The 19,625-nt window shown below is 66.1% G+C and carries 19 protein-coding genes and 3 pseudogenes; 12 read left to right on the top strand and 10 right to left on the bottom strand.

The window, feature by feature from the left end; all coding sequences use genetic code 11:
- Position 1: 1 nt before the first annotated feature.
- Together DL544_RS11260 and DL544_RS11255 are read right to left on the bottom strand one after the other, a co-directional pair.
- Positions 2-883 carry a TolB family protein gene (locus DL544_RS11260; protein ID WP_139727142.1) on the bottom strand — a complete coding sequence of 294 codons (882 nt, stop codon included), beginning with the start codon at positions 881-883 and terminating at the stop codon, positions 2-4.
- On the bottom strand, positions 880-1,920 hold the full coding sequence (locus DL544_RS11255; protein ID WP_139727141.1) for a hypothetical protein: 1,041 nt from the start codon (positions 1,918-1,920) through the stop codon (positions 880-882). Before DL544_RS11255 ends, DL544_RS11260 begins: the two co-directional genes overlap by 4 nt.
- Before the next feature lie 91 nt (positions 1,921-2,011).
- Between DL544_RS11255 and DL544_RS11250 the strand changes: the two genes are divergently transcribed.
- From DL544_RS11250 to DL544_RS11235, 4 genes are read left to right on the top strand one after another with little or no spacing between them, the layout of a single operon-like run.
- Complete coding sequence (locus DL544_RS11250; RefSeq protein ID WP_139727140.1) at positions 2,012-2,938, top strand: LysR substrate-binding domain-containing protein; 927 nt, start codon at positions 2,012-2,014, stop codon at positions 2,936-2,938.
- Positions 2,935-3,396 (top strand): helix-turn-helix domain-containing protein, encoded by a 462-nt coding sequence (locus tag DL544_RS11245; RefSeq protein ID WP_095377555.1) that lies wholly within the window; start codon positions 2,935-2,937, stop codon positions 3,394-3,396. The genes DL544_RS11250 and DL544_RS11245 overlap by 4 nt, the downstream gene beginning before the upstream one ends.
- A gap of 10 nt (positions 3,397-3,406) precedes the next feature.
- Entirely contained in the window at positions 3,407-3,832 is a 426-nt protein-coding gene (locus DL544_RS11240; RefSeq protein WP_065186428.1) for a VOC family protein, read from the top strand.
- On the top strand, positions 3,829-4,059 hold the full coding sequence (locus DL544_RS11235; protein ID WP_139727139.1) for a hypothetical protein: 231 nt from the start codon (positions 3,829-3,831) through the stop codon (positions 4,057-4,059). Before DL544_RS11240 ends, DL544_RS11235 begins: the two co-directional genes overlap by 4 nt.
- Before the next feature lie 7 nt (positions 4,060-4,066).
- Here the strand turns inward: DL544_RS11235 and DL544_RS11230 are convergent, their stop codons facing one another.
- Positions 4,067-4,762, bottom strand: coding sequence for an HAD family hydrolase (locus DL544_RS11230; protein ID WP_139727138.1), 696 nt, complete (start codon positions 4,760-4,762; stop codon positions 4,067-4,069).
- A 140-nt stretch (positions 4,763-4,902) separates the two neighbouring features.
- Here DL544_RS11230 and DL544_RS11225 point away from each other — a divergent pair, with 140 nt between their 5' ends.
- The gene (locus DL544_RS11225) at positions 4,903-5,364 is read left to right on the top strand and encodes a hypothetical protein (protein WP_231109113.1); all 462 of its coding nucleotides are present in this window, start codon (positions 4,903-4,905) and stop codon (positions 5,362-5,364) included.
- An 18-nt stretch (positions 5,365-5,382) separates the two neighbouring features.
- Here the strand turns inward: DL544_RS11225 and DL544_RS11220 are convergent.
- Positions 5,383-6,122: pseudogene (locus DL544_RS11220) on the bottom strand (DNA/RNA non-specific endonuclease).
- A gap of 311 nt (positions 6,123-6,433) precedes the next feature.
- Complete coding sequence (locus DL544_RS11215) at positions 6,434-7,588, bottom strand: hypothetical protein (protein WP_255312932.1); 1,155 nt, start codon at positions 7,586-7,588, stop codon at positions 6,434-6,436.
- 18 nt (positions 7,589-7,606) lie between these two features.
- Here DL544_RS11215 and DL544_RS11210 point away from each other — a divergent pair.
- Positions 7,607-9,180 (top strand): annotated as a pseudogene (locus DL544_RS11210) (S15 peptidase family protein).
- A 144-nt stretch (positions 9,181-9,324) separates the two neighbouring features.
- On the opposite strand, the gene DL544_RS11205 reads toward DL544_RS11210, so the two are convergent.
- Both DL544_RS11205 and DL544_RS11200 read right to left on the bottom strand, forming a co-directional pair.
- Entirely contained in the window at positions 9,325-11,169 is a 1,845-nt protein-coding gene (locus tag DL544_RS11205; protein WP_139727137.1) for a hypothetical protein, read from the bottom strand.
- A gap of 48 nt (positions 11,170-11,217) precedes the next feature.
- On the bottom strand, positions 11,218-12,081 hold the full coding sequence (locus tag DL544_RS11200; protein WP_197703075.1) for an NUDIX domain-containing protein: 864 nt from the start codon (positions 12,079-12,081) through the stop codon (positions 11,218-11,220).
- A gap of 330 nt (positions 12,082-12,411) precedes the next feature.
- Here DL544_RS11200 and DL544_RS22460 point away from each other — a divergent pair.
- From DL544_RS22460 to DL544_RS11180, 4 genes and pseudogenes are all read left to right on the top strand, one after another.
- A pseudogene (locus tag DL544_RS22460) lies at positions 12,412-12,543 on the top strand (extracellular catalytic domain type 1 short-chain-length polyhydroxyalkanoate depolymerase); the annotation flags it as partial.
- A gap of 165 nt (positions 12,544-12,708) precedes the next feature.
- A complete protein-coding gene (locus DL544_RS11190; RefSeq protein ID WP_139727136.1) occupies positions 12,709-13,317 on the top strand; it encodes a hypothetical protein in 609 nt (202 codons plus the stop codon).
- 173 nt (positions 13,318-13,490) lie between these two features.
- Positions 13,491-14,294, top strand: coding sequence for a S1 family peptidase (locus DL544_RS11185; protein ID WP_139728112.1), 804 nt, complete (start codon positions 13,491-13,493; stop codon positions 14,292-14,294).
- 78 nt (positions 14,295-14,372) lie between these two features.
- On the top strand, positions 14,373-15,008 hold the full coding sequence (locus DL544_RS11180) for a hypothetical protein (protein WP_065186419.1): 636 nt from the start codon (positions 14,373-14,375) through the stop codon (positions 15,006-15,008).
- Here DL544_RS11180 and DL544_RS11175 read toward each other — a convergent pair.
- The 3 genes from DL544_RS11175 to msuE are packed head-to-tail and all read right to left on the bottom strand — an operon-like array spanning position 14,965 to position 17,665.
- Positions 14,965-15,999 carry a methionine synthase gene (locus DL544_RS11175; protein ID WP_139727135.1) on the bottom strand — a complete coding sequence of 345 codons (1,035 nt, stop codon included), beginning with the start codon at positions 15,997-15,999 and terminating at the stop codon, positions 14,965-14,967. The genes DL544_RS11180 and DL544_RS11175 overlap by 44 nt on opposite strands.
- Positions 16,000-16,038: 39 nt before the next feature.
- The gene (locus DL544_RS11170; protein WP_139727134.1) at positions 16,039-17,016 is read right to left on the bottom strand and encodes a DUF1852 domain-containing protein; all 978 of its coding nucleotides are present in this window, start codon (positions 17,014-17,016) and stop codon (positions 16,039-16,041) included.
- 55 nt (positions 17,017-17,071) lie between these two features.
- Positions 17,072-17,665: an FMN reductase gene (msuE, locus tag DL544_RS11165; RefSeq protein ID WP_139727133.1), complete on the bottom strand. Its 594-nt coding sequence runs from the start codon at positions 17,663-17,665 to the stop codon at positions 17,072-17,074.
- Between the two features lie 75 nt (positions 17,666-17,740).
- Here msuE and DL544_RS11160 point away from each other — a divergent pair, with 75 nt between their 5' ends.
- Positions 17,741-18,655: a LysR family transcriptional regulator gene (locus DL544_RS11160; RefSeq protein ID WP_139727132.1), complete on the top strand. Its 915-nt coding sequence runs from the start codon at positions 17,741-17,743 to the stop codon at positions 18,653-18,655.
- Positions 18,655-19,539, top strand: coding sequence for a methylenetetrahydrofolate reductase (locus tag DL544_RS11155; RefSeq protein ID WP_139727131.1), 885 nt, complete (start codon positions 18,655-18,657; stop codon positions 19,537-19,539). Before DL544_RS11160 ends, DL544_RS11155 begins: the two co-directional genes overlap by 1 nt.
- The last annotated feature ends 86 nt before the right edge of the window (positions 19,540-19,625 follow it).

Here is a 19,625-nt window from a genome sequence, read left to right as displayed (position 1 = left end):
ATCATGGTTCGCCCGAACGGTAGCGGATGCGGTACAGGTCCAACCCCGCACCGTCTGCGCGCCGCGCCGAATAGGTCAAAGTGTCAGGTTGCGAGCCATCCAGCATCGCACCGTAGCTGTCGCCGGAGGCTTCGTTCACCGGGGAGGGCAATGCATGGCCCGCGTCATAACGGCCTCCACGCTCGTAGGCAATGAACTGGCGGACCGGTGCAGTGGCGAAGTCCAGGGCGCGGGCAAACACCACCGTTCGGCCGTCGCCGAGGAAAGTGGCATCGAACTCCTGCGCGGCGGTATTGATGCCACCGACCAGCGGCCGCGCCAGCTGCGCCACGCCGCCGATCATCGTGGCGCTGTAGAGGTCATGGCCGCCGGCACCGCCCGCGCGATCGCTGGAGAACAACAGCGTACGACCGTCCGGCGAGAGCATCGGTGCGAACTCGTCGGCCGCACTGTTCACCGCGGGGCCCAGATTCTCCGGTTCGCCGAATCGACCGTCGCGTCCAATGCTGACCCGGTACAGATCGTCGCCGCCCTGGCCGCCTGCGCGGTCCGAGCAGAAATACACGACGCGCCCATCTGCGGAGAACGCGGGATCGAAGTCTCGTCCCGGCGTGTTGAACGAGACCGGCGTCGCCGGCCGCCAGCGCTGCCCATCGTGGCGGGAGACCCAGATGTCATACCCGCCCGGACCGCCGGGACGGTTGCGGCTGAACCACAGCGCGGTGTTTCCGTCCGGGCTCAGGGTCAGTCGAATCTCGTCGTACTGCGTGGATGCAACGCCCGGCGCAAAGCGTTCAGCGGAGCCGACGATCTGCAGCACGCTTGAGGGAGTCGCGGGGGGCGACGCAGCAACCAGCAGCATCACGGCCAGCCGCGCTTTCATGCCTGCCGCTCGAAGTCGCTGACCCAGTTGGTTTCCCAGCTGCGCCCGCCATCGGTCGATGCCGCCTGTTCCCAGCGCGCCGAGCGCGGGGTAATGCGTGACCAGATCACCCGCGTCTGGATTGATCGACCGTCGTGCTGGTCTTCGCCGAAGAAGCGGCCGACGCCGGCCTCGAAACCACCGCGCAGCGGCGCGCCGATCCGGGTCGGCTCCCGGCCATCCAGCCACCAGATCAGCCAATGCCGCTCAGCGGCGTTCCAGGCGCGGATACCCATGCCGCGCAGCGGTGCTCCCGGCACGTCCATCAGGTTGTCGCCCACGTTGCCGAATCCTCCCAGTACCGGCCAGTTGTGCAGGGTGCCGTTGAACGCGTCCCACGCATCACTGCCTGCCAGCCGAGCGCGCAGGCGACGATGGCGCACGTTCCAATGGCCCACCAGGAAATCGAAATCGCGCGGTGCATCCGGCAGCTTCGGAAGCGGAGAGGGGGCTGCCGCAGTGCGGCGGAACCAGTTGCGCCAGTTCACTTCCCAGCGCGCGCCGGCATCGTCGGAGAACGCCTGCTCCCACCACGGCTCCTCGCCATGGATGTCATGCCAGCGGAACCAGACGTCGATGGGGCGTCCCTTGAAGTGATCACGACCACGGAAGCTGCCGCCATCGCCTTCGAAGACGCCGCGCACGGGCGCTTCGATATGGGCAGGGTTGCGTCCATCGATCCACCAGATCGACCACGTGGAAGACACCGGATCAAACGCACGCACGCCCAGGCCCCTGTAGGGACCCGAAGGCAGCGCCATGACGTTGTCATCGATGGTGCCGAGTCCGCCCAGGGTGAGCCAGACCGCGCTGGCGCCGCTGAAGGCTTCCCAGCGGGTATCGCCCAGCAGGCGCTCCTTCAGCCGTTGGTGCCGGACCCGCCAGTTGCCCTGCAACCATTTCCAGTCTTCGCTGTGGCTGGACAGGGGCCGCCCCGAGGGTAGGGCGCTTGAGGCTGCCACTGCGGCCAAGGTGGCCAGGAACTGCCGTCGATCCATGTGCGTGACCCCTTGCCGGAAGTGCCTCCATCGTTGCGGGTGCGAGGGGGATTGACCACGCAGATATCCGGGCTCAGGCTAAGCCAGACTTATGGTGACCCAACGCCAGCTTCCATCGCTTGCCGCCATCCGCGCCTTCGAAGCGGCGGCGCGGCTGGGCAGTTTCGCCCGTGCTGCCGAGGAGCTCGACACCAGTGCGGCATCGGTGAGTTACCACGTGCGCCGGCTGGAGGCCCAGACCGGTACCTGCCTGTTCCTGCGCCATGCACAGCATGTGGAGCTGACGGAAGCGGGTGCCAGCGTCGCGCAGGAGGCCACCCGGGCCTTCGACGCGCTTCGTGCCAGTTTCATGCGTGCCGCTGACATGGATGCGGCGCGATTGCGTCTGTCCGTATTGCCCACGCTGGGCACCAGCTGGTTGACGCCGCGGCTGGGCAGCTTTCGTGCCCGCCATCGGAACATCGTGCTGGAACTGGACCTGTCGGCAGAGCCCCAGGACCTGGCCGCCGGGCGTTTCGATGCCGCCATCCGCAATGGGCATGGCGGGTGGCCCGGGCTGCAGGCCACGCCCCTGTTCCCCAGCATTTTCACCCCGTTGTGCGCGCCAGCGCTGCTGCCGGCGGCAGACGGGCTCGGTCGCCGGGCGTTGGACGTTCCGCTGCTCGGCAGGCCCGACTGGTGGGCACTGTGGTTCTCCGCACATGGCGCGGTTCCGCCGCCGGCCGCAGAGAGCTTCATCACCCCCTTTGCGGTAGAGCATCTGGACGTGGGCGCGGCCATTGCCGGGCAGGGCATCGCCATTGCTTCGCCAATCCTGTTCCAGGCCGAACTGGACAGCGGGCGCCTGGTGCAGGCACATCCCGGTGTGGCCAGCGACGGGCGGGGTTTCTGGTTCGTCGCACCGACGGCGCGCAGCCGGTGCGCCAAGGTCATTGCATTCGGTGACTGGCTGGGCGAGCAGGCCGCGCAGGCCAGGCATGCGGCGCGACACCATCTGGCGCGCACGGTGGCGGCATGAACCAGAGCCCCGAACTGCTGCGACGCCTGCTGCGTGCCAAGGACCGGATGGACCATGCCAGCCACGAGGACTGGCCGGTGGCCCGCCTGGCCGAAGTGAGTGCCGTATCCGCGGCGCATTTCGCGCGTTCGTTCAAGCAGGCATTCGGGCTGCCGCCGCACCGCTACCTGCTCAGCCGTCGCATCGAACGGGCCGTGGCGTTGTTGCGTGACACCGACCTGCCGGTCACCGAGATCGCCGCGCAGACCGGCTGGAGCAGCCTGGGCACCTTCGGCCGCATCTTCCGTGACATCACCGGCGACAGCCCGGGCAACGTGCGCGCACGCGAGCGCGCTGGCCAGGTGACCCCGGCCAGCGTGCCGGAATGCCATGCGCGTGCCGCGCAGCGACCGGACCTGAACATCGCAGTTTTGGAGAAGCGCCGTCGCCAGGCGGTTGCTAACGTGGACCCCACCTGAGGGAGGTCCCATGACAAACACTGTGAACACGGTCGGCCTGTATGTGCGCGACCAGGATGAGGCACTCGCGTTCTACGTCGGCATGCTCGGTTTCGAAGTGCACACCGATGTGCGCAATGGCAGCTACCGTTGGCTGACGGTACGCAGCCCCGGCCAGGACGGATTCCAGCTGGGGCTGTTCGTTCCGGGCCCGCCCACCCACGATGCGGCCACCGCGCAGGCGCTGCAGCAGCTGGTGGCCAAGGGCGCCATGCCGCCGCTGGTACTGGCCGTGGACGATTGCCAGGCGTGCTATACGCGATGGCGGGCGCAGGGCGTGGAGTTCACCCAGGAGCCGGTCGAACGCTATGGCGCCATCGATGCCGGATTCCGTGACCCGTCCGGCAATGGCTGGAAGATGATCGAAGCCCGATCCGAAGCGAGGCGCCGTCAATGAGCCGGGGTGGCTGGGCGCGGCCCGTGCATCGCTGGACCTCGATCGTCTTCACCCTGGCGGTGATCGCCAATTTCGCCGCTCGCGGGCTGGGGCAGGGCGAGCCGGCAGCGTGGATCACCTATTCGCCGCTGCTGCCATTGTTCCTGCAGCTGTTCACTGGCCTGTACCTGTCCGTGCTCCATTACACCGGGAAACGCCGCAGCGCCGCACTGGGCGCTGCAGGCTGAGGCCGCCTCAGGCGGCAGCGTCGGCGGCGTAGGCCGCCAGCAATGCCGGCAGCTGGTCCATGCGCTGGAAGATCACCTTCGCACCCGCAGCGCGCAGGGCCTCCGGCGTGCTGTGGTGCGGGCCGCCCTCGCTGAAGCCAAACACGGTGGCACCCGCCGCCACGCCGGCGGTCGCGCCGGTCACGGTGTCTTCAATGACCGCGCAGCGCTTCGGATCCACACCCAGCGCGGCAGCGGCCGCCAGGTAGACGTCCGGGTGCGGCTTGGTGCTCGGCATGTCCTGGCCGCTGTAGACGTGGTCGCCGAAGGCATCGAGGATGCCGACCTTGCCCAGCTGCAGTTTCACCTTGATCAGGTCGGCACCGGACGCGCAGGCAATGCGGCCACCGGTCGCTATGGCGATCGCACGCACGGCCTCGGGCGCCCCCTGGATCGCCTCAAGGTCCTGCTCCAGCGCACGATTGCGCTGCTGGCGGAATTCCTCCAGCCACTGCTCGGTGAACGGCTTGCCGGTGCGCTCTGCGATCAGCCCGGCCAGATGGGCCACGGATTGGCCCAGGAAGACCTCGCCCGCCTGCGCCGGGGTCAGCGGCCAGCCGCGTGCGGTCAGCATTTCCGAGAGCACGCGGGCCACCAGCGGCTCGGAATCGACCAGTACGCCGTCGCAGTCGAACAGTACGGCATCGAAGGGGAAACGGGACATCTACTACTCCGGGAACAGCCAAAGGGGCGAAGCGCCCGCCATTTTCCCATAGCGGGACGGGCAGGGCACGCCGGCCACAGGAACGCTAGACTGCCGGGCCACCCCACCCAGCGCCTGCACGGGAATACCCCTTGAACCGAGTGCGATCCCAGGCCCGGCACCATCACCTCATCAGTGCCGGCATCGCCGGCGCGGTGACGCTGGCCGGCAGCTGCCTGCTCCCCGTCCTGGTGTTGCTGCTGCCTGCGGGATTCTCGCCAGGCGAGTTCATCATGCCCGTTGCCGACGGCGCCGCGCAGTTGCGGAGTGCGGGGCTGCTCCTGCTGGCGGCCTGCGCACTGGCCACGTTTGCCGGCCTATGGGCCAGCGCGCCGTCGCCAGAACCCGCATCGACGGCGCGCAGGATGGTGGTGTCGCTGATCCTGCTTGCCACGACGCTGCTGATCAGCCTGGCCAGCATGGCCTACCTGATGCGAACGCTGTCCAGTGGGACGCCAACGACAGGGCACGGGCTTGTCGCTGCTACCGTCGTCGGCGCCGTAGTGCAGTTCCTGTTTGCCAGAGTGCTGGCGTCACGATGGCTGCGTGTACAGGCATCGTGACGTTCCTCTGCCCGCCGCTCAGCCCAGGTCACACCCTGCAGGCTGTGGCCAGGTGGTGGCCGGCAGCATGCTTTTCAGCGAGGCCGGTGCGTTGATCGCCACATAGCTGGCGCCCAGCAGCTCCTCCAGATCGGCAATCGTCACCAGGTAGTTGTCCAGGCTGCCGAGGTTGGCCTCGTTGGGAATGATCCAGCTGATCGCCTTGGCGGTTCCGGTGTCCGGGTCACGGGTGATGATCGTCTTCCAGAAGAACTCCGGGTCGGGATGCCATGGCTGGCGAGGAAGTAATCGTTGGCGGCGTCGCCGTAGACCACACCACCGTAGACGTCCACCGGTGCGATGTCGCGGTAGCACTCGGCCACGTTTTCGGCCTTCACCCAGATGCCCTGGTTGAAGCTGGACACCTGCGGCACGATGTTGGTCATGTAGTTGGCGCGACGGATGTAGGTCGCGTCGTAGTCCATGTGGTTGGACGTGACCAGATGGCCACGGTCATAGCCCGATCTGATGCTGGCGTAGGACGCGGTGCTGGTCTGGCCCAGGCAGCCGGCCGGCAGGTCCGGGTCCTTGTAGAAGCTGGACGGCCGTGCGGCCGAACCGGTATCGGCGGTAAGCGTGTACTCGTAGCGGGTGGCGCTGTGGATGCTGCAGTCGTAGGTCAGCACGAAGCCGCCCTTGTTGAGGGTGACCACCTGGGCCTGTGCAGCACCGGCAAAAGCACTGAGTACGATGGCAAAGACAAAGCCTGCAAGGCGCATTTCGATTCTCCAGCAGAAGATTCAGGGCGCAGCCGCCCGTCACGACCTGGCCGGGGCGAGGACATGCGGAGATGCTGCGGAGACGGATGCTGCGGATTGCGGTGGAGCCTGGCCGCGTTGTTGGGCCATCAGCCCTGCGGTGTCATAAGCGTCACAAGCTGGCGCCTTGTGGTCAATGACGAAAGGGCGAAGCTGTGATCATGCGCAAGCACTGGTGATATGTCAGATCACGCGGCGCGTGGATGACACGCGCGCGTGCTAGGCGCCTGGCAGGCCTGCCAGCTGCGCGCCAGGGCCTGCGGCGGCGGGCGCTACAGGAATGCTTCCTGTTCTTCGTCCGGCGCCAGGCATGCGGCCTTGCTTTGCTCGGTCGAGCTCGCAATGGCCGCCTCGTCGAAACCGCTGCGGCTCAACCACAAACGATTCCAGCGGACCAGTGCGTCGCTGTCGCGTGCCAGGCAGGCATAGCGGACGATCGATTCCAGGTTGTCGATGGTCGGGTACTGCTGAGCGATTTCGTCCAGTCCCTGGCGCATCAGCGGCCAATCAGGCTTCGCCGCGCGGAAGTGATCGGGCGAATACTCGGTGGCCGACCAGTACAGCCGTGCGTAGCGCATGGCCCGCTTCTTCTTTGGTGCGCTGGCCATCGAGTGCCGCGCGAAGGCTTCCATCTTCTGCGCGCTGCCGCCCCAGGCCGGCGTGAAGTACTCCATGGCAATGAGGTGCAGTGGTTCGTAGTCGGGGAAGGCCTTCGCTGCTCGATCAACGAGCGCCAGCATTTCGTCGTCATCCGCGCTTTCGCGCAGCGCGATCAGCACGTTCATCTCGTGCCAGAACGGGTCGCCGCCGGCAACATCCTCATGCGATTGCAGGTAGGCCCGCGAAACCGCGTTGTACTCATGGAACTGTGCCCAGTCTTCGTCGTTGACGGTGTTGGCGTATCCGTTGCCGCGGTAGCTCCAGGCCAGGTTGAGTGGAATCCGTGCGGTGATCAGGTGGGCCGCCGCAGACTTCGGCGCGTGCTGAACCCAGCGCGCCGCCCATGCAGACCAGTCGTTCCAGGCTTGAACGTCCTGCCGCGACGTGCCGATTGCACGCGACATGCAGATGTAGAAACGGCCGAGCCGGGATTGGCCGGCGGCGTTGAGCTCGCCCTTGCGGAAACGCGCGGCCATCGCGTCGAGTGCCGCAAAGTCGTCGTTGGCCATCAGCCGCGCAATCTCCGCGCAGTCGTTGGCGGGTTCGGGGGCATCTTCTGCCAACACTGAAGGGGCGAACAGGCAGGCAACGCTGGAGAGCGTGCCTGCGACGAGCATCCTGTGCATCGGGGGCGTCCTTGCTTTGATGGGAGACTGCGGAGGGCCCGCAGTGCCTCGAAGCATAGCAAGGCGCGCTTTGCGGCATGTTGCGTCGCAAGGTGCCAGCCACCATTCGCACTGGTACGGTCCGACCCGTTGCACCACCACCGACGGGGAGAGACAACGATGCGCAAGGTTCTGCTGCTGTTGATCCTGCTGACCGGGCTGGCGCCCACGGCCCTGGCGACCACGGTCAAGACCACTCATCGCACCATCCCCAGCTGGGATGGCACGCCCCTCGGGGCCTTCGTCATCGAACCCCAGGAGGCCGGCAGTGGCCGCTATCCGCTGCTGGTGATGCCCAGCAGCTGGGCAGTGCCCAGCGTGGAGTACGTGGGCGTGGCACAGTCGCTGGCGCAGCGCGGCTATGTGGTCATCAGCTACAGCTCGCGCGGCTTCTGGGAGTCGGGCGGCAGCATCGACATCGCCGGGCCGGCCACGGTCGAGGACGTCAGTGCACTGATTGACTGGGCGCTGGACAACACCCGTGCCGACCCCTCACGAATCGGTGTATCGGGCATCTCCTATGGGGCCGGCACCAGCCTGCTGGCGGCAGCACGCGACCCGCGCATCAAGGCCGTTGCCGCGTTGAGCGGCTGGGCCGACCTGCAGGCGTCGCTCTACAGCCATGACACGCCCAGCGCGCAAGGTATTGCCCTGCTGGTGGCAGCCGGCCTGGCGACTGGCCGCCCCGGGGCGGAGCTGGCCACCATCAACGGCAATGTGCTGGTCGGCAACTACCAGGGGGCGGTGGACTCGCTGCTGCCGGTGGCGGCACAGCGCAGCCCGGCCAGCAGCCTTGATGAGATCAATGCCAACCAACCCGCGGTATTCCTCGCCAACGCCTTCAACGACAGCCTGTTTCCGCCGGGCCAGCTGGTCGACTTCTTCACCCGCCTGAAGGGACCCAAGCAGTTGCAGCTGCGCCATGGCGACCACGCCCTCAACGAAGCCTTCGGTGCGCTCGGCATTCCCAATGAGGTCTATGCCACGGTGGGCGACTGGTTCGACCACTACCTCAAGGGCGTCGCCAATGGCATCGATCGCCAGCCGGCGGTGCAGTTGAAGTCGCAGAAGGGCAGCTGGAGCCGTTATCCGGACTGGCAGGCCACCTCTACCGGCGCCGTAAGCTACGGGCTGACCGCGCCGACCGGGCTTCTGCTGCCCACCGGAGGGCTGGCCGAGAGCGGTGGCGGCACCGGTTGGAACTACCGGATCGGCAGCGGCCTGCTGACTGCCGCCAACTCCGGCGTGGTGATGGCGTCCGGCGCGCTGCAGATGTTCAACCTGCCGCCCGGTGCCTATGTACCATTCGTTGGCCGCAACGCCGCAGGCGTCTGGCAGGGCCCGATCTACTGGAGTGCACGCCGCCTGGATGGCGCACCGGAAGTGCGGTTGACGGTGACGCCCACTCGCGCCAACACCACGCTGTATGCCTACCTGTATGCCGAGGATATGCTGGGCAACGGCCAGCTGATCAGCCACAAGCCGTACACCCTGCGCGGTGCCACGCCCGGCCAGCCGAGAACCATCGATCTTCGCCTGGAAGCCAGCAGCTGGAACCTCCCGACCGGCAGCCGGCTGACCCTGGTGGTCGATACCGTGGACCTGCGCTATGCGGGCATCAGCCAGCTGGGGGGGCGGTGACCTTCAGCTCGCCGGCCAACGCGCCTTCGGTGCTGAAGGTGCCGCTGCATTGATTCAAAGCCACACGGCCTTCGCTCGACGCCATGCCGGGCGAAGGCGTTTCCCGGTGGATCAGTTGCTCCGCACCTGTGCTGCGGCGGAGTGTGCGCGATCGATGCGATCCAGGTGCAGGGCAGGGGGGGCGCGGCTCACTCCCCCTACGGCAGCAACACTCGGATCATCTCGTGCTGCCTGGACAGGTTCGCCCGTTGCACGAAACCCTGGATGATCGAGGCCGCCACCTTGCGCTGGTTGTCCATGTCCAGCAACGGTGCGATGGCCTGTCCGGAACCATGGGGGCTGTCGTGGAATGGGCAATCGATCGGGCCTGCAGTGGTCAACGTCAGGATTGCCTTGGCCACGCGCGCCGACGGCGAATGCGGCGCATCGAAGATCACCAGCGTCCGCTCGTAGCTGACACCTGTGGCGCGTACGGTCGAGTGCAGGGAATCCTCGATGGTCATGTGCGCGCCGAGATCCTGGGCAAGCGCAAGGAAGCAGTTGGCCGCCGTCGCCTTGCGCAGCGTTGCAGGGTCGGTGCGGATGATCATCGCGCAGTCGACGCCGGAGATCGGCACCTGGGTGACATCCAGGTACGGGTTCTGTGCCAGTGTCCCGATCAAGGCGAGATCGTCGCTGTAGCCGCACGAAGCGGCAGGTGCACCCAGGCGTTGCAGCAGCGCTGCGACCCGTTGCACGCCCCATTGCCGCCCGTGCGCCAGACGCTGCGCGTGGGTGGCCGACAGCGCGCCGTGATCGAATCCCGAGGCTGACGCCTGCATGCGCGCCTTGACCATACGCATGCAGGCATCGACCTGCTGCATGCAGTCCGTGTCATCGGCGAACACCGGCGCCGCCGCGATGCCATCGATCACCCGGCCGAACGTCGCCAGGTCGCCCTGCTGGTCGCGGTACCAGTCGTGGATGCGCTGCACGTTGCGGCGACGTTTCTGCAGCTTGTCCGCGCCTGGCCAGCCGGGATAGGCAGCGATCTCGCACAGCATGGTCAGGCCTTCCCACAGGTGGTACTCCATGCTGGGCAGGGGCAGCCGCCAGCGCTCTTCAGAACCGGCATCCTCGGCAATCACCAGGTGGTTGCGGAGGATGTCCGACCACACTGTCACGGTCTCCACGGTATCGCGGCGCGGCGTGGTGACATCGATCAGTTCCATCAGGATCGGCCGCGGCGTCACCGGGTCATCGCCGGCAGGCGCCTTCGGATCCTTCACCCATCGCGCGTGCCAGGTATAGCCCATGCGATACAGCACGAACGGTTTGATGCCGTCGTTGAGGATGATGCCGGGTGGCGGCGGAGGGACAGGCGGCGGCTGCACGGGCTGCGGCAACGGTGGCTGCGGAGGGGGCAGCACGGACGGGCTTGTTACCGGCGCGGACGTGCCGATGCCCTTCAATGGCTCGCTGGTGAACAGATGCAGGCCCGCGCGGTCACGTTCGTACACCTTCCGGAACGTCTGCGGGTTGTCACATGTCACCAGGCACTGCTGGCCGGGCGGCACATGGATGTCCACCGATGCAAGATCCACCACCTGGCCGGCCAGCGGATTCTGGTTGGGTGGGAAGACGCTGATCTCCAGCGCGATGTTGAGGCCGGCACCCTGCATCACGTCGATCACGATGTCTTCAACACCGCCGTGCAGGGCGTCCTGTGCCGGGATCGGGATCCAGGGGTTGATCACCACCTGCGTGTCCCAGTCGGGCCTGCCGAAATCGAACAGCGTCGGCGGCGGGTCTGCCGGGCGTTCAAGCAGTGCGTCCAGCGCATTGCCGCCCTTTACGTAGAAGAACATCAACGGCTCACCGGGTTTCAGGCTGTAATCCCGCCGTACCTTGCTGGACAGGCTGCGCAGCTGGTCCTTGATGTCGGCCAGGGCCTTCACCACGACCGAGCGGACGTCGGGATACACCTGCGCGTTGTTGATCTGCGCGGTGAGCTGCTTGCTGATGTGGCGCCGGGCCTCGCGTTCGGGCGTGCTCTCTTTCATGGTGGGCCTCGCTGGGGTGCAGGGGCGGGCAGGGGGCGAAGGGCCCTCTCAGCTGGAAGACAGCGATGCGGCCATCGCGGCGTACCAGTCAATCGACTGGCTGTAGGGCCTGGACATCTGCTGCAGCATGGTGGCGAAATCCTGCGTGCTGGGTGGCGTGACCGCCGCGCGTGCGCCCAGGTAGTTGCCAAGATCGGCGGCCGCCACCAGCTGTGCATGATCGATTTCCCAATCGGTCACCTCACTGGCGGTCGGGCGCATCACACTGGGCCTTGCCCGCACGTTGGCGCAGACTGCATCGGCGATGTTCTGCAGATCCCGGGCAACCGTCCTGAAGCGGACCAATGCATAGCGTCGATTAGGCTTGAGCAGATCCCGCGGGAAGTTGACGGTGTCGAGGGAGATGCCGGTTTCCTCCATGAACTCCCGGCGGGCAGCATCTTCCTCGGTCTCGTTGTCATGCCTGCGGCCGCCAGGGAGCGTCCATTGCCCAGCCTGGTTGACGACAACCATGGGAACCTGCGCCGCCCATGCGCGGGTGTCCCGGGCCAGGTTCTGTGCCGTCAGCAGCGCGGGCCCCCATGAATCCGGCGAGAACACCGGCAACGTGTTTGCCAGGTTCCTGATGCGCTCTGGCAGCGTGGATTGACGGAACAATCTGCGGGTGAGGTGGGTGACAGCAGATCCAACCTGGTCCGGATTCGGCGGTGACGCCTGCATCGCCTGGACGGCATTGCTGAGATTCACCAGGATGCTCTGGCCTTGGGTCGTCTCTGCGTAGCCGGCGGATGTGGCAGCGACCTGGGCACTCTGGAGCAACGCAAGCGCAGGCTGCCAGTCCTCGTCCCGCGGCAATGCGGGTGATGCGGCGACTGTCAGGGCAGCGTCCAGTGCTTCTGCAGTCAGCACCATCACCGAATTGGACGCCCACCAGTTGTTGATGACCCGCTTGCGGGTGATCAGGTAATGGGTTCCGTTCCAGAGCGCAGCATAGACCTGGGGCATGATTCAGTCCTCCATCAAGCGCGGGGCGGGCGCGGTGGATCCACTGTAGAAGCGGGAGGCGAGGGAGAATCGGCGGTAGCGATGATGTATGCGGTGGAACCGACGGAGCAGGAGGGCAGGGGGCGTTGATTTCCCCGCATTGGTGCCAAGCCCGTGGCCGCCCGGGCGTCAACGACTCCCGGCGCCTTCCTCCGGGTCATGCAGTCCACGCAGCTTCTTCCTGCCACGGACAGATGCGCCTACACGGTCGATACCTATGCCCACGGCGGCAGGACGCTGGTGCAGCACTATGTGGTGCAGGGGATGGGGCATGCATGGAGCGGCAGCCAGTCGGACCTGCCGTTCACCGATCCCAAGGGGCCGGATGCAGGCGCAGGTCAGTTGCGCAGAACCATGCACGCCACCGCCCCACGAACCGCCTCGCAGGGCGGTCGCAGGGCTCAAGAAGTACTGCCGATGGTCGCTAATGCGCAGGGGGGGGCATGGTGCCCGCTCGATTGGGCACTTCTCGCCCACATATAAGGATGTAGTTCTGTGAGAGTTATTGTTGTTCTGGCGCTGGCGTTGTCCATCAGTGGGTGCGGGATGCTTCCGAAGAAGGAAACGCCCGAGCAGGCGGTGGCGGCATCCCGCTTCTATCCCGGGAAATCGATCGACCAGGTCAGGGCTGCTTCAATCGAGGTCTTGAACCTGCTGGCGCCCGGAAAGATGGAATTCGATGCTGGCGCGCCCGGTATCGCGGCGAAGCGCACCTATGGGTATGTCGAACGCCGCATGGGCTACCAGGGCACCATGACGACGTTCTACAACGTCAACATGACGGCGGTCAGCTGGTACACCGTTGCGCTTTCTGAAGAGGCCGGTGGTACGCGGGCCCGGTTTGCGCTGCAGACGCGTGCCGACGATCAGGGTTCGTACTGGGCCAACCCTGCTGTCCCGGCCATTCACAGCAGCTTCCGTCACGATCTTCCGCTGGACGGACGCCAGGGCACGGCCGATCTGAAGCTGTTCCATGATCGCGTCGAGCATGTGCTGGGGCTGCGTCCGAACTGGGTGTCATGCGGCGAAGTGAAGGAGCCAGGCAAGGTTCTTGAGCTCTGCGATCGCAGCGGCATCAGCGACGTCGGTCCGATCCGGTCCTGACCGCTCCCGGGCCGCTCCTGTGTTGATGCGCAGGGCGGCTCGTGCAGCATCGTGGGTTTCATGGCCCGATTCTGCCGCTTCATCGACCCGTGCCAGGGTCTGGTCGTACGACATCCCCATGCTGGATATGTTCGGCTAGGCTGGTCTGATCGAAGACGAGGATGAAGGTCATCATGAACCGCTGGATTCTCCTGGCATTGGCCACGCTCCCGTTCGCTGCCGGTGCCGTGGTCATCCGCGATGATGTTGACGATGCCAGGTACCAGATCGACGCATCGGTGTTCCCGGCACTGGCGGACATGCCAGGCGAGGGGCACGGCGTCCTGATCGCACCGCGCTGGGTGCTGACCGCAGCGCATGCCGCACCGATGGAGGGGATGGGCGCCACCATCACCCTCGATGGGAAGAGCTACGGCGTCGAGCGTGTCTTCCTGCATCGCGGCTACCGCAGGATGCCCGAGGCGCTGGGCGAGGAAGCCATGGCAACGGGGAGTGCGTCGAAAATCCACGCGTTTCTGGCGGCGTCCGATGACATTGCATTGATCAAACTTGCCGCACCGGTGAGCGATGTTCCGCCGGTCGCACTCTACCGTGGCGCCGACGAGGTCACGCAGGTCGCCGCCCTGATAGGGAAGGGCGCCACCGGCAACGGTGCGACTGGACTGGTACCCGGCGGGTCACATCGTACGACCCTGCGTCGGGCCTGCAACGCGATCACCGGCGGCAACGCGCGTTATCTCTGGTACAGTTTCGATCCGCCTCCGCAGGGCCTTCCCCTTGAAGGCGTGCTCGGCAACGGCGATAGCGGTGGCCCGCTGGTGATCAGGAAAGATGGGGCCTGGCAACTGGTGGGCCTCGGTTCCTGGATCACCGCCGTTCCCGAGCATGCGCTGGAGGCGGGTTTCTACGGGCAGGTGGTCTACAACGTGCGCGTGTCCCGCTACATCGATTGGATCGAAAGCATCATCGATGCGTGACGCGAAACTTCAGTTCTTGTTCCCCTGGCGCGACGGCGCGGAGCAGGCGTAGCGGAAGGAAGCGCGCCTTAACGATTCATGGTCAAGAACAAGCACACGGCGCGGATCTCAGCCGGTGCGACGGGCGCTCGTATCCTTCCCGGCATGAGTTCTCCCTTCGATCTTCCAGAGTTCATGACGGTCACCCGGCCCTCCGGCTGGGTGCAGAGCGGCGAGCGTTGGGACCTGTGGTGGAACGGGCGTTCCGTGGCCAACATCGTGCCGCATGCCGTGCTCGGGTTCCGGGTGTACCTGGACGCACGCAAGATGTCCCAGACCAAGGTGGTGGCCGCCACGAATGTGCGACAGGCCAGGCGCTACGCCGAGCGCTGGTGTGCCGCGCGGCTCTGCCCACAGCTGCGGCTGCGCGAGGCGGTGGCACGACTGGTGGACGTGGTGCCGGAAACAAGCGCTGCGCCGTCGCCCGCACTTTCGCGGGAACAACGGCAGCAGGCCCGCCGCCTGGCCGAGGCCGGGGCGGGTGAGGTGGTACGGATCAAACAGGCACTGGCGCCGCGACAGCCCGCGATGAAGACCCGGCCGGAGCTGCAGGGGCGAGGTGGAGCCTGGTCGATACCCGGGCAGGCTCGGTCAAGCCGGAATTCCAACGGCAATGCCTCCCCGGCCAGGCTTATGCCGAGAGTTCCTCGCGCACGATCCTCGCCCCCGCGCTGAGCGCGCGCAGCTTGCCCCTGGCCACATGGCGCGCCAGCGGCGCCATGCCGCAGTTGGTGCTCGGGTAGAGCTTGTCGGCGTCCACGAACTGCAGCGCCTTGCGCAGGGTGCTGGCTACTTCATCGGCGGTCTCCACCGTGCTGGAGGCCACGTCGATGGCACCCACCATCACTTTCTTGCCGCGCACCAGCTCGATCAGGTCGATCGGCACGTGGGAGTTGTGGCATTCCAGCGAGATGATGTCGAGGTTGGAGGCCTTCAGCTTCGGGAACGACTCCTCGTACTGGCGCCATTCCGACCCCAGGGTCTGCTTCCAGTCGGTGTTGGCCTTGATGCCGTAGCCGTAGCAGATGTGTACCGCCGTCTCGCACTTCAGCCCTTCGATCGCGCGCTCCAGTGCGGCTACGCCCCAATCATTCACTTCGTCGAAGAACACATTGAAGGCCGGTTCATCGAACTGGATGATGTCAACGCCGGCGGCCTCCAGCTCCTTCGCTTCCTCGTTGAGGATCTTCGCGAACTCCCAGGCCAGCTTTTCGCGGCTCTTGTAGTGCGCGTCGTACAGCGTGTCGATCATCGTCATCGGGCCGGGCAGCGCCCACTTGATCGGCTGCGTGGTCTGGCGGCGCAGGAACTTCGCATCCTCGACGAATACCGGCCTGGGGCGGCTCACGGCGCCAACCACGGTCGGCACGCTGGCATCGTAGCGGTTGCGGATGCGCACGGTTTCGCGCTTCTCGAAGTCGACGCCGCTGAGATGCTCGATGAAGGTGGTGACGAAGTGCTGGCGGGTCTGCTCGCCGTCACTGACGATATCAATGCCGGCATGCTGCTGTTCCTGCAGGGACAGGCGCAGGGCGTCCTGCTTGCCCTCGATCAGGCCTTCGTCCTGCAGCTTCCAGGGTGACCAGAGCTTCTCCGGCTCTGCCAGCCAGGAGGGTTTGGGCAGGCTGCCTGCGGTGGAGGTGGGGAGCAGCGTCTTCGTCGGCATCGTGTGGTGTGTCCTGGGGGCGAATGGGAAATCGATGGATCAGCGGGCGGCCCACTGCTCAAGCACGGCGCGGTACGGCTTGATGAAGTGTTCTTCGGTGAACCGGCCCTGCTTGACCGCCAGCTGGCTGCGCTCTTCGCGGTCGTAGACGATGCGGGTGGAGGAGTAGTCCTGGTGCTTCAGGCTGGGCTGGTAGACCTTGCCGGCCACGGAATTGGCGTTGTAGATCTCCGGGCGGTAGATCTTCTGGAAGGCCTCCATCGTGCTGATGGTGCCGATCAGCTCCAGGTTCGAGTAATCGCCCAGCAGGTCGCCCTGGAAGTAGAACGCCAGCGGTGCGACGCTGCCCGGCGGCATGAAATAGCGTACCCGCAGGCCCATCTTGTCGAAGTACTGGTCAGTGGGGGAGAACTCACCCTGGCGGTATTCCACGCCCAGGATCGGGTGATGGTTCTCGGTGCGGTGGTAGGTCCTGCTGCTGGAAACACTGATGCAGATCACCGGCCCCTTGCTGAAGTTGGCGCGGTAGGCGTCCGAGCGCAGGAAGTGCTGGAACAGCTTGCCGTGCAGGTCGCCAAAGCCCTCCGGAAGGCCGAAGGTGGCCTTGCCCTCGTTGCTGGCCGGCAGCACGACGCTGAAGTCGTAGTCGCGCACGTAGGACGAGAAGTTGTTGCCAACGATGCCTTCGGTGCGCGCGCCGGTGTGCGTGTCAACGATGGTCGGCCGCAGCACTTCGATCAACGGGAACGGATCGCTGCCGTCGGCGCCGTCGATGTGCATCTCCACCGAGATGATGTCCAGCTCGACCGCGTAGCGATCGGCGCTTGGGTTGTCCCAATGCGCCAGATCATTGAAGCGGTTGTTGATCATGCTGATCGTGTTGCGCAGGTTCTCCTGCCGGGACGCGCCGCGCGCCAGGTTGGCGAAGTTGGTGGTGATGCGCGTGCCTTCGGCCGGCTGGTAATCCTCGTTGAAGGGGATGCGCGTGATGCTGAAGGTGAAGGCGTCGTTCGTCATGGGCGGCGTTCCGTTTGCGGGGTGACATCCAGATGCAGGTCGGCGGCATCTGGCTTCAAAGGGCTTCGATGGCCTCGGCGGCGGCGACTGGCGCGCGGCGATGGGACAGCGCAAGCAGCGGCATTGCGCGCTGCACCGCCAGTCGTGCGCGCTGGATCAGCGCTTCGTTGTGCACGTGCCCCTCGGTGAAATCGCGGTCGGTGGCATACACGCCCAGGGGCAGGGTGCGGGCCTGGAAGAAGCTGAAGAGCGGCCGCAGCTGGTGATCGATCACCAGTGCATGGCGGTCACTGCCGCCGGTCGCGGCCAGCAGGATGGGGGTATCGACCAGCGCGTCCTGGTCGATGAAGTCGAAGAAGTGCTTGAACAGCCCTGTGTAGGAGCCGCGATAGACCGGCGTGCTCACCACGAGGACATCGGCCCGTTCGACGGCCACCAGCTGGCGCTCGACAACCTCCGGGAGCTGCGAACGCCACAGCGCACCGGCCAGCTGCGGCGCCAGTTCGCCGAGTTCGATCAGCTGCTGTTCGCTGCGCATGTTCTCGCCGATCAGGCCCAGCAGGTGCTCGGCGAGGGTGGCGGCCCGGGAGGGGCGCTGCAGTCCACCGGAAACGGCGACGATACGGAGGGGGCGTTGGGATGAAGGCATGACCCGATCCTAGCCATGCCTTTCCATGACGTAAAATGGTATTACTTCACCTATCCATGAGTGAGATTCATCTTAATGTTGGAGCGGATCCACCTCAGCATCGTGCAGCAGGTCGAGCAGCAGGGCTCGCTCACCGCTGCTGCCGGCGTGCTCAACCTGACCCAGTCGGCGCTCAGCCACAGCATGAAGAAGCTGGAGCAACAGCTGGGTACCGATGTCTGGCTGCGCGAAGGCCGCAGCCTGCGGCTGACCCAGGCCGGGCAATATCTGCTGGCAGTCGCCAACCGGGTGCTGCCGCAGCTGGACCTGGCCGAGGAGCGCCTGCGCCAGTTTGCCCAGGGCGAGCGCGGCGCGCTGCGCATCGGCATGGAATGCCACCCCTGTTACCAGTGGCTGCTGAAGATCGTCTCGCCGTACCTGGCCGCGTGGCCGGACGTGGATGTGGACGTCAAGCAGAAGTTCCAGTTCGGCGGCATCGGCGCGCTGTTCGGCTACGAGATCGACCTGCTGGTCACGCCCGATCCACTGCTGAAGCCGGGCCTGAAGTTCATCCCTGTGTTCGACTACGAGCAGGTGCTGGTGGTGGCCAGCAACCACGCCCTGGCCAAGGTGGACCACGTAAAGCCGCGCCAGCTCAGCCAGGAAGTGCTGATCAGCTACCCGGTGCCGTTCGAGCGCCTGGACATCTACAACCAGTTCCTGCTGCCGGCCGGCATCACCCCGCGGCGCCACAAGGCCATTGAAACCACCGACATCATGATGCAGATGGTGGCCAGCGGCCGCGGCGTGGCTGCCATGCCGCGCTGGCTGGTGGAGGAGTACGCCACGCGCATGGACGTGATGCCCGTACGGCTGGGCGCCAAGGGCATCCCCAAGCAGATCTACCTGGGCGCGCGCGAGGCCGATACCGGTATCGACTACCTGCAGGCCTTCATCGAACTGGCCCGCAACAGCTCGCCGCTTGCCGGCAATGTGGGCGGAGCACGTTGATGCCGGCAGGCCTGTCACTGCGGGCGGACGCCTTCATCAGCGCTTTTTCACTGGAAGTCAGCGAGAAGGCCATGCCCGCGCTGTGCGCCGAGGCTGACCGCATACCGCGCGGCACGATCATCTCCATTCCCTGGCTGGCCAGCGAGGATGACGACGCACGCCTGGCCGCCGCACGCACGGTGCGCGCGCTCGGATTCGAGCCGATGCCGCATCTCTCTGCGCGGCGCGTCGGGTCACGCGCAGCGCTTGAACGCTTCCTGGAGCGTGCCGCCGGCGAAGCCGGGGTCGCGCGTTGCCTGCTGATCGCGGGCGACCTGGCCACGCCCATCGGACCATTTGCAGACAGCGCGTCGATCATCGAGACCGGTCTTCTGGAGCGACACGGTATCAAGGTCGCCGCCATCGGCGGGCATCCGGAAGGCCACCCGGTAATGAGCAGTGACGAACGCTGGCAGGCGCTTCAACACAAATGCCAGCGCATCGAAGCACGCGGCATGGCCCCCTTGATCGTCACCCAGTTCGCGTTCGATGCCGATACCGTGCTGACCTGGCTGGATGCACTGCGCACGCGTGGCATCACCGTTCCGGTGCTGGTCGGTGTGCCGGGTCCGGCCAGCATCACCCGCTTGCTGCGTTATGCGGCGATGTGCGGCGTAGGCGCCAGTGCATCGATGCTCGCCCGGTATGGCATCTCGATCGGCCGCCTGCTCGGAACGGCGGGGCCGGAGGTGTTCGTCGATCGACTGGTGAAGGGGCTGACCAGCGCCCATGGCCCGGTCAGCCCGCATTTCTTCCCGTTCGGCGGTGTTGCGCCGTCGCTGGAGTGGATGGCGCGGTACCGGCGGCGCATTTCCAGTGCCCGCAGCGTAATCCCCGAAGGCTGACAGCTGTCACTGGCTGCAACCCGGGCGGAAGCGAATAGTGAGCGCCAAGGCGAGGGCGCCTCGCCACCACTCACCAAGGGGACCGC

Source organism: Stenotrophomonas sp. pho (assembly GCF_006228405.1).
In the GTDB taxonomy this organism is placed as follows: domain Bacteria; phylum Pseudomonadota; class Gammaproteobacteria; order Xanthomonadales; family Xanthomonadaceae; genus Stenotrophomonas; species Stenotrophomonas sepilia.
The sequence above is the reverse complement of the archived record's forward strand: the minus strand, read 5'-3'. Positions and strand labels throughout refer to the sequence as shown.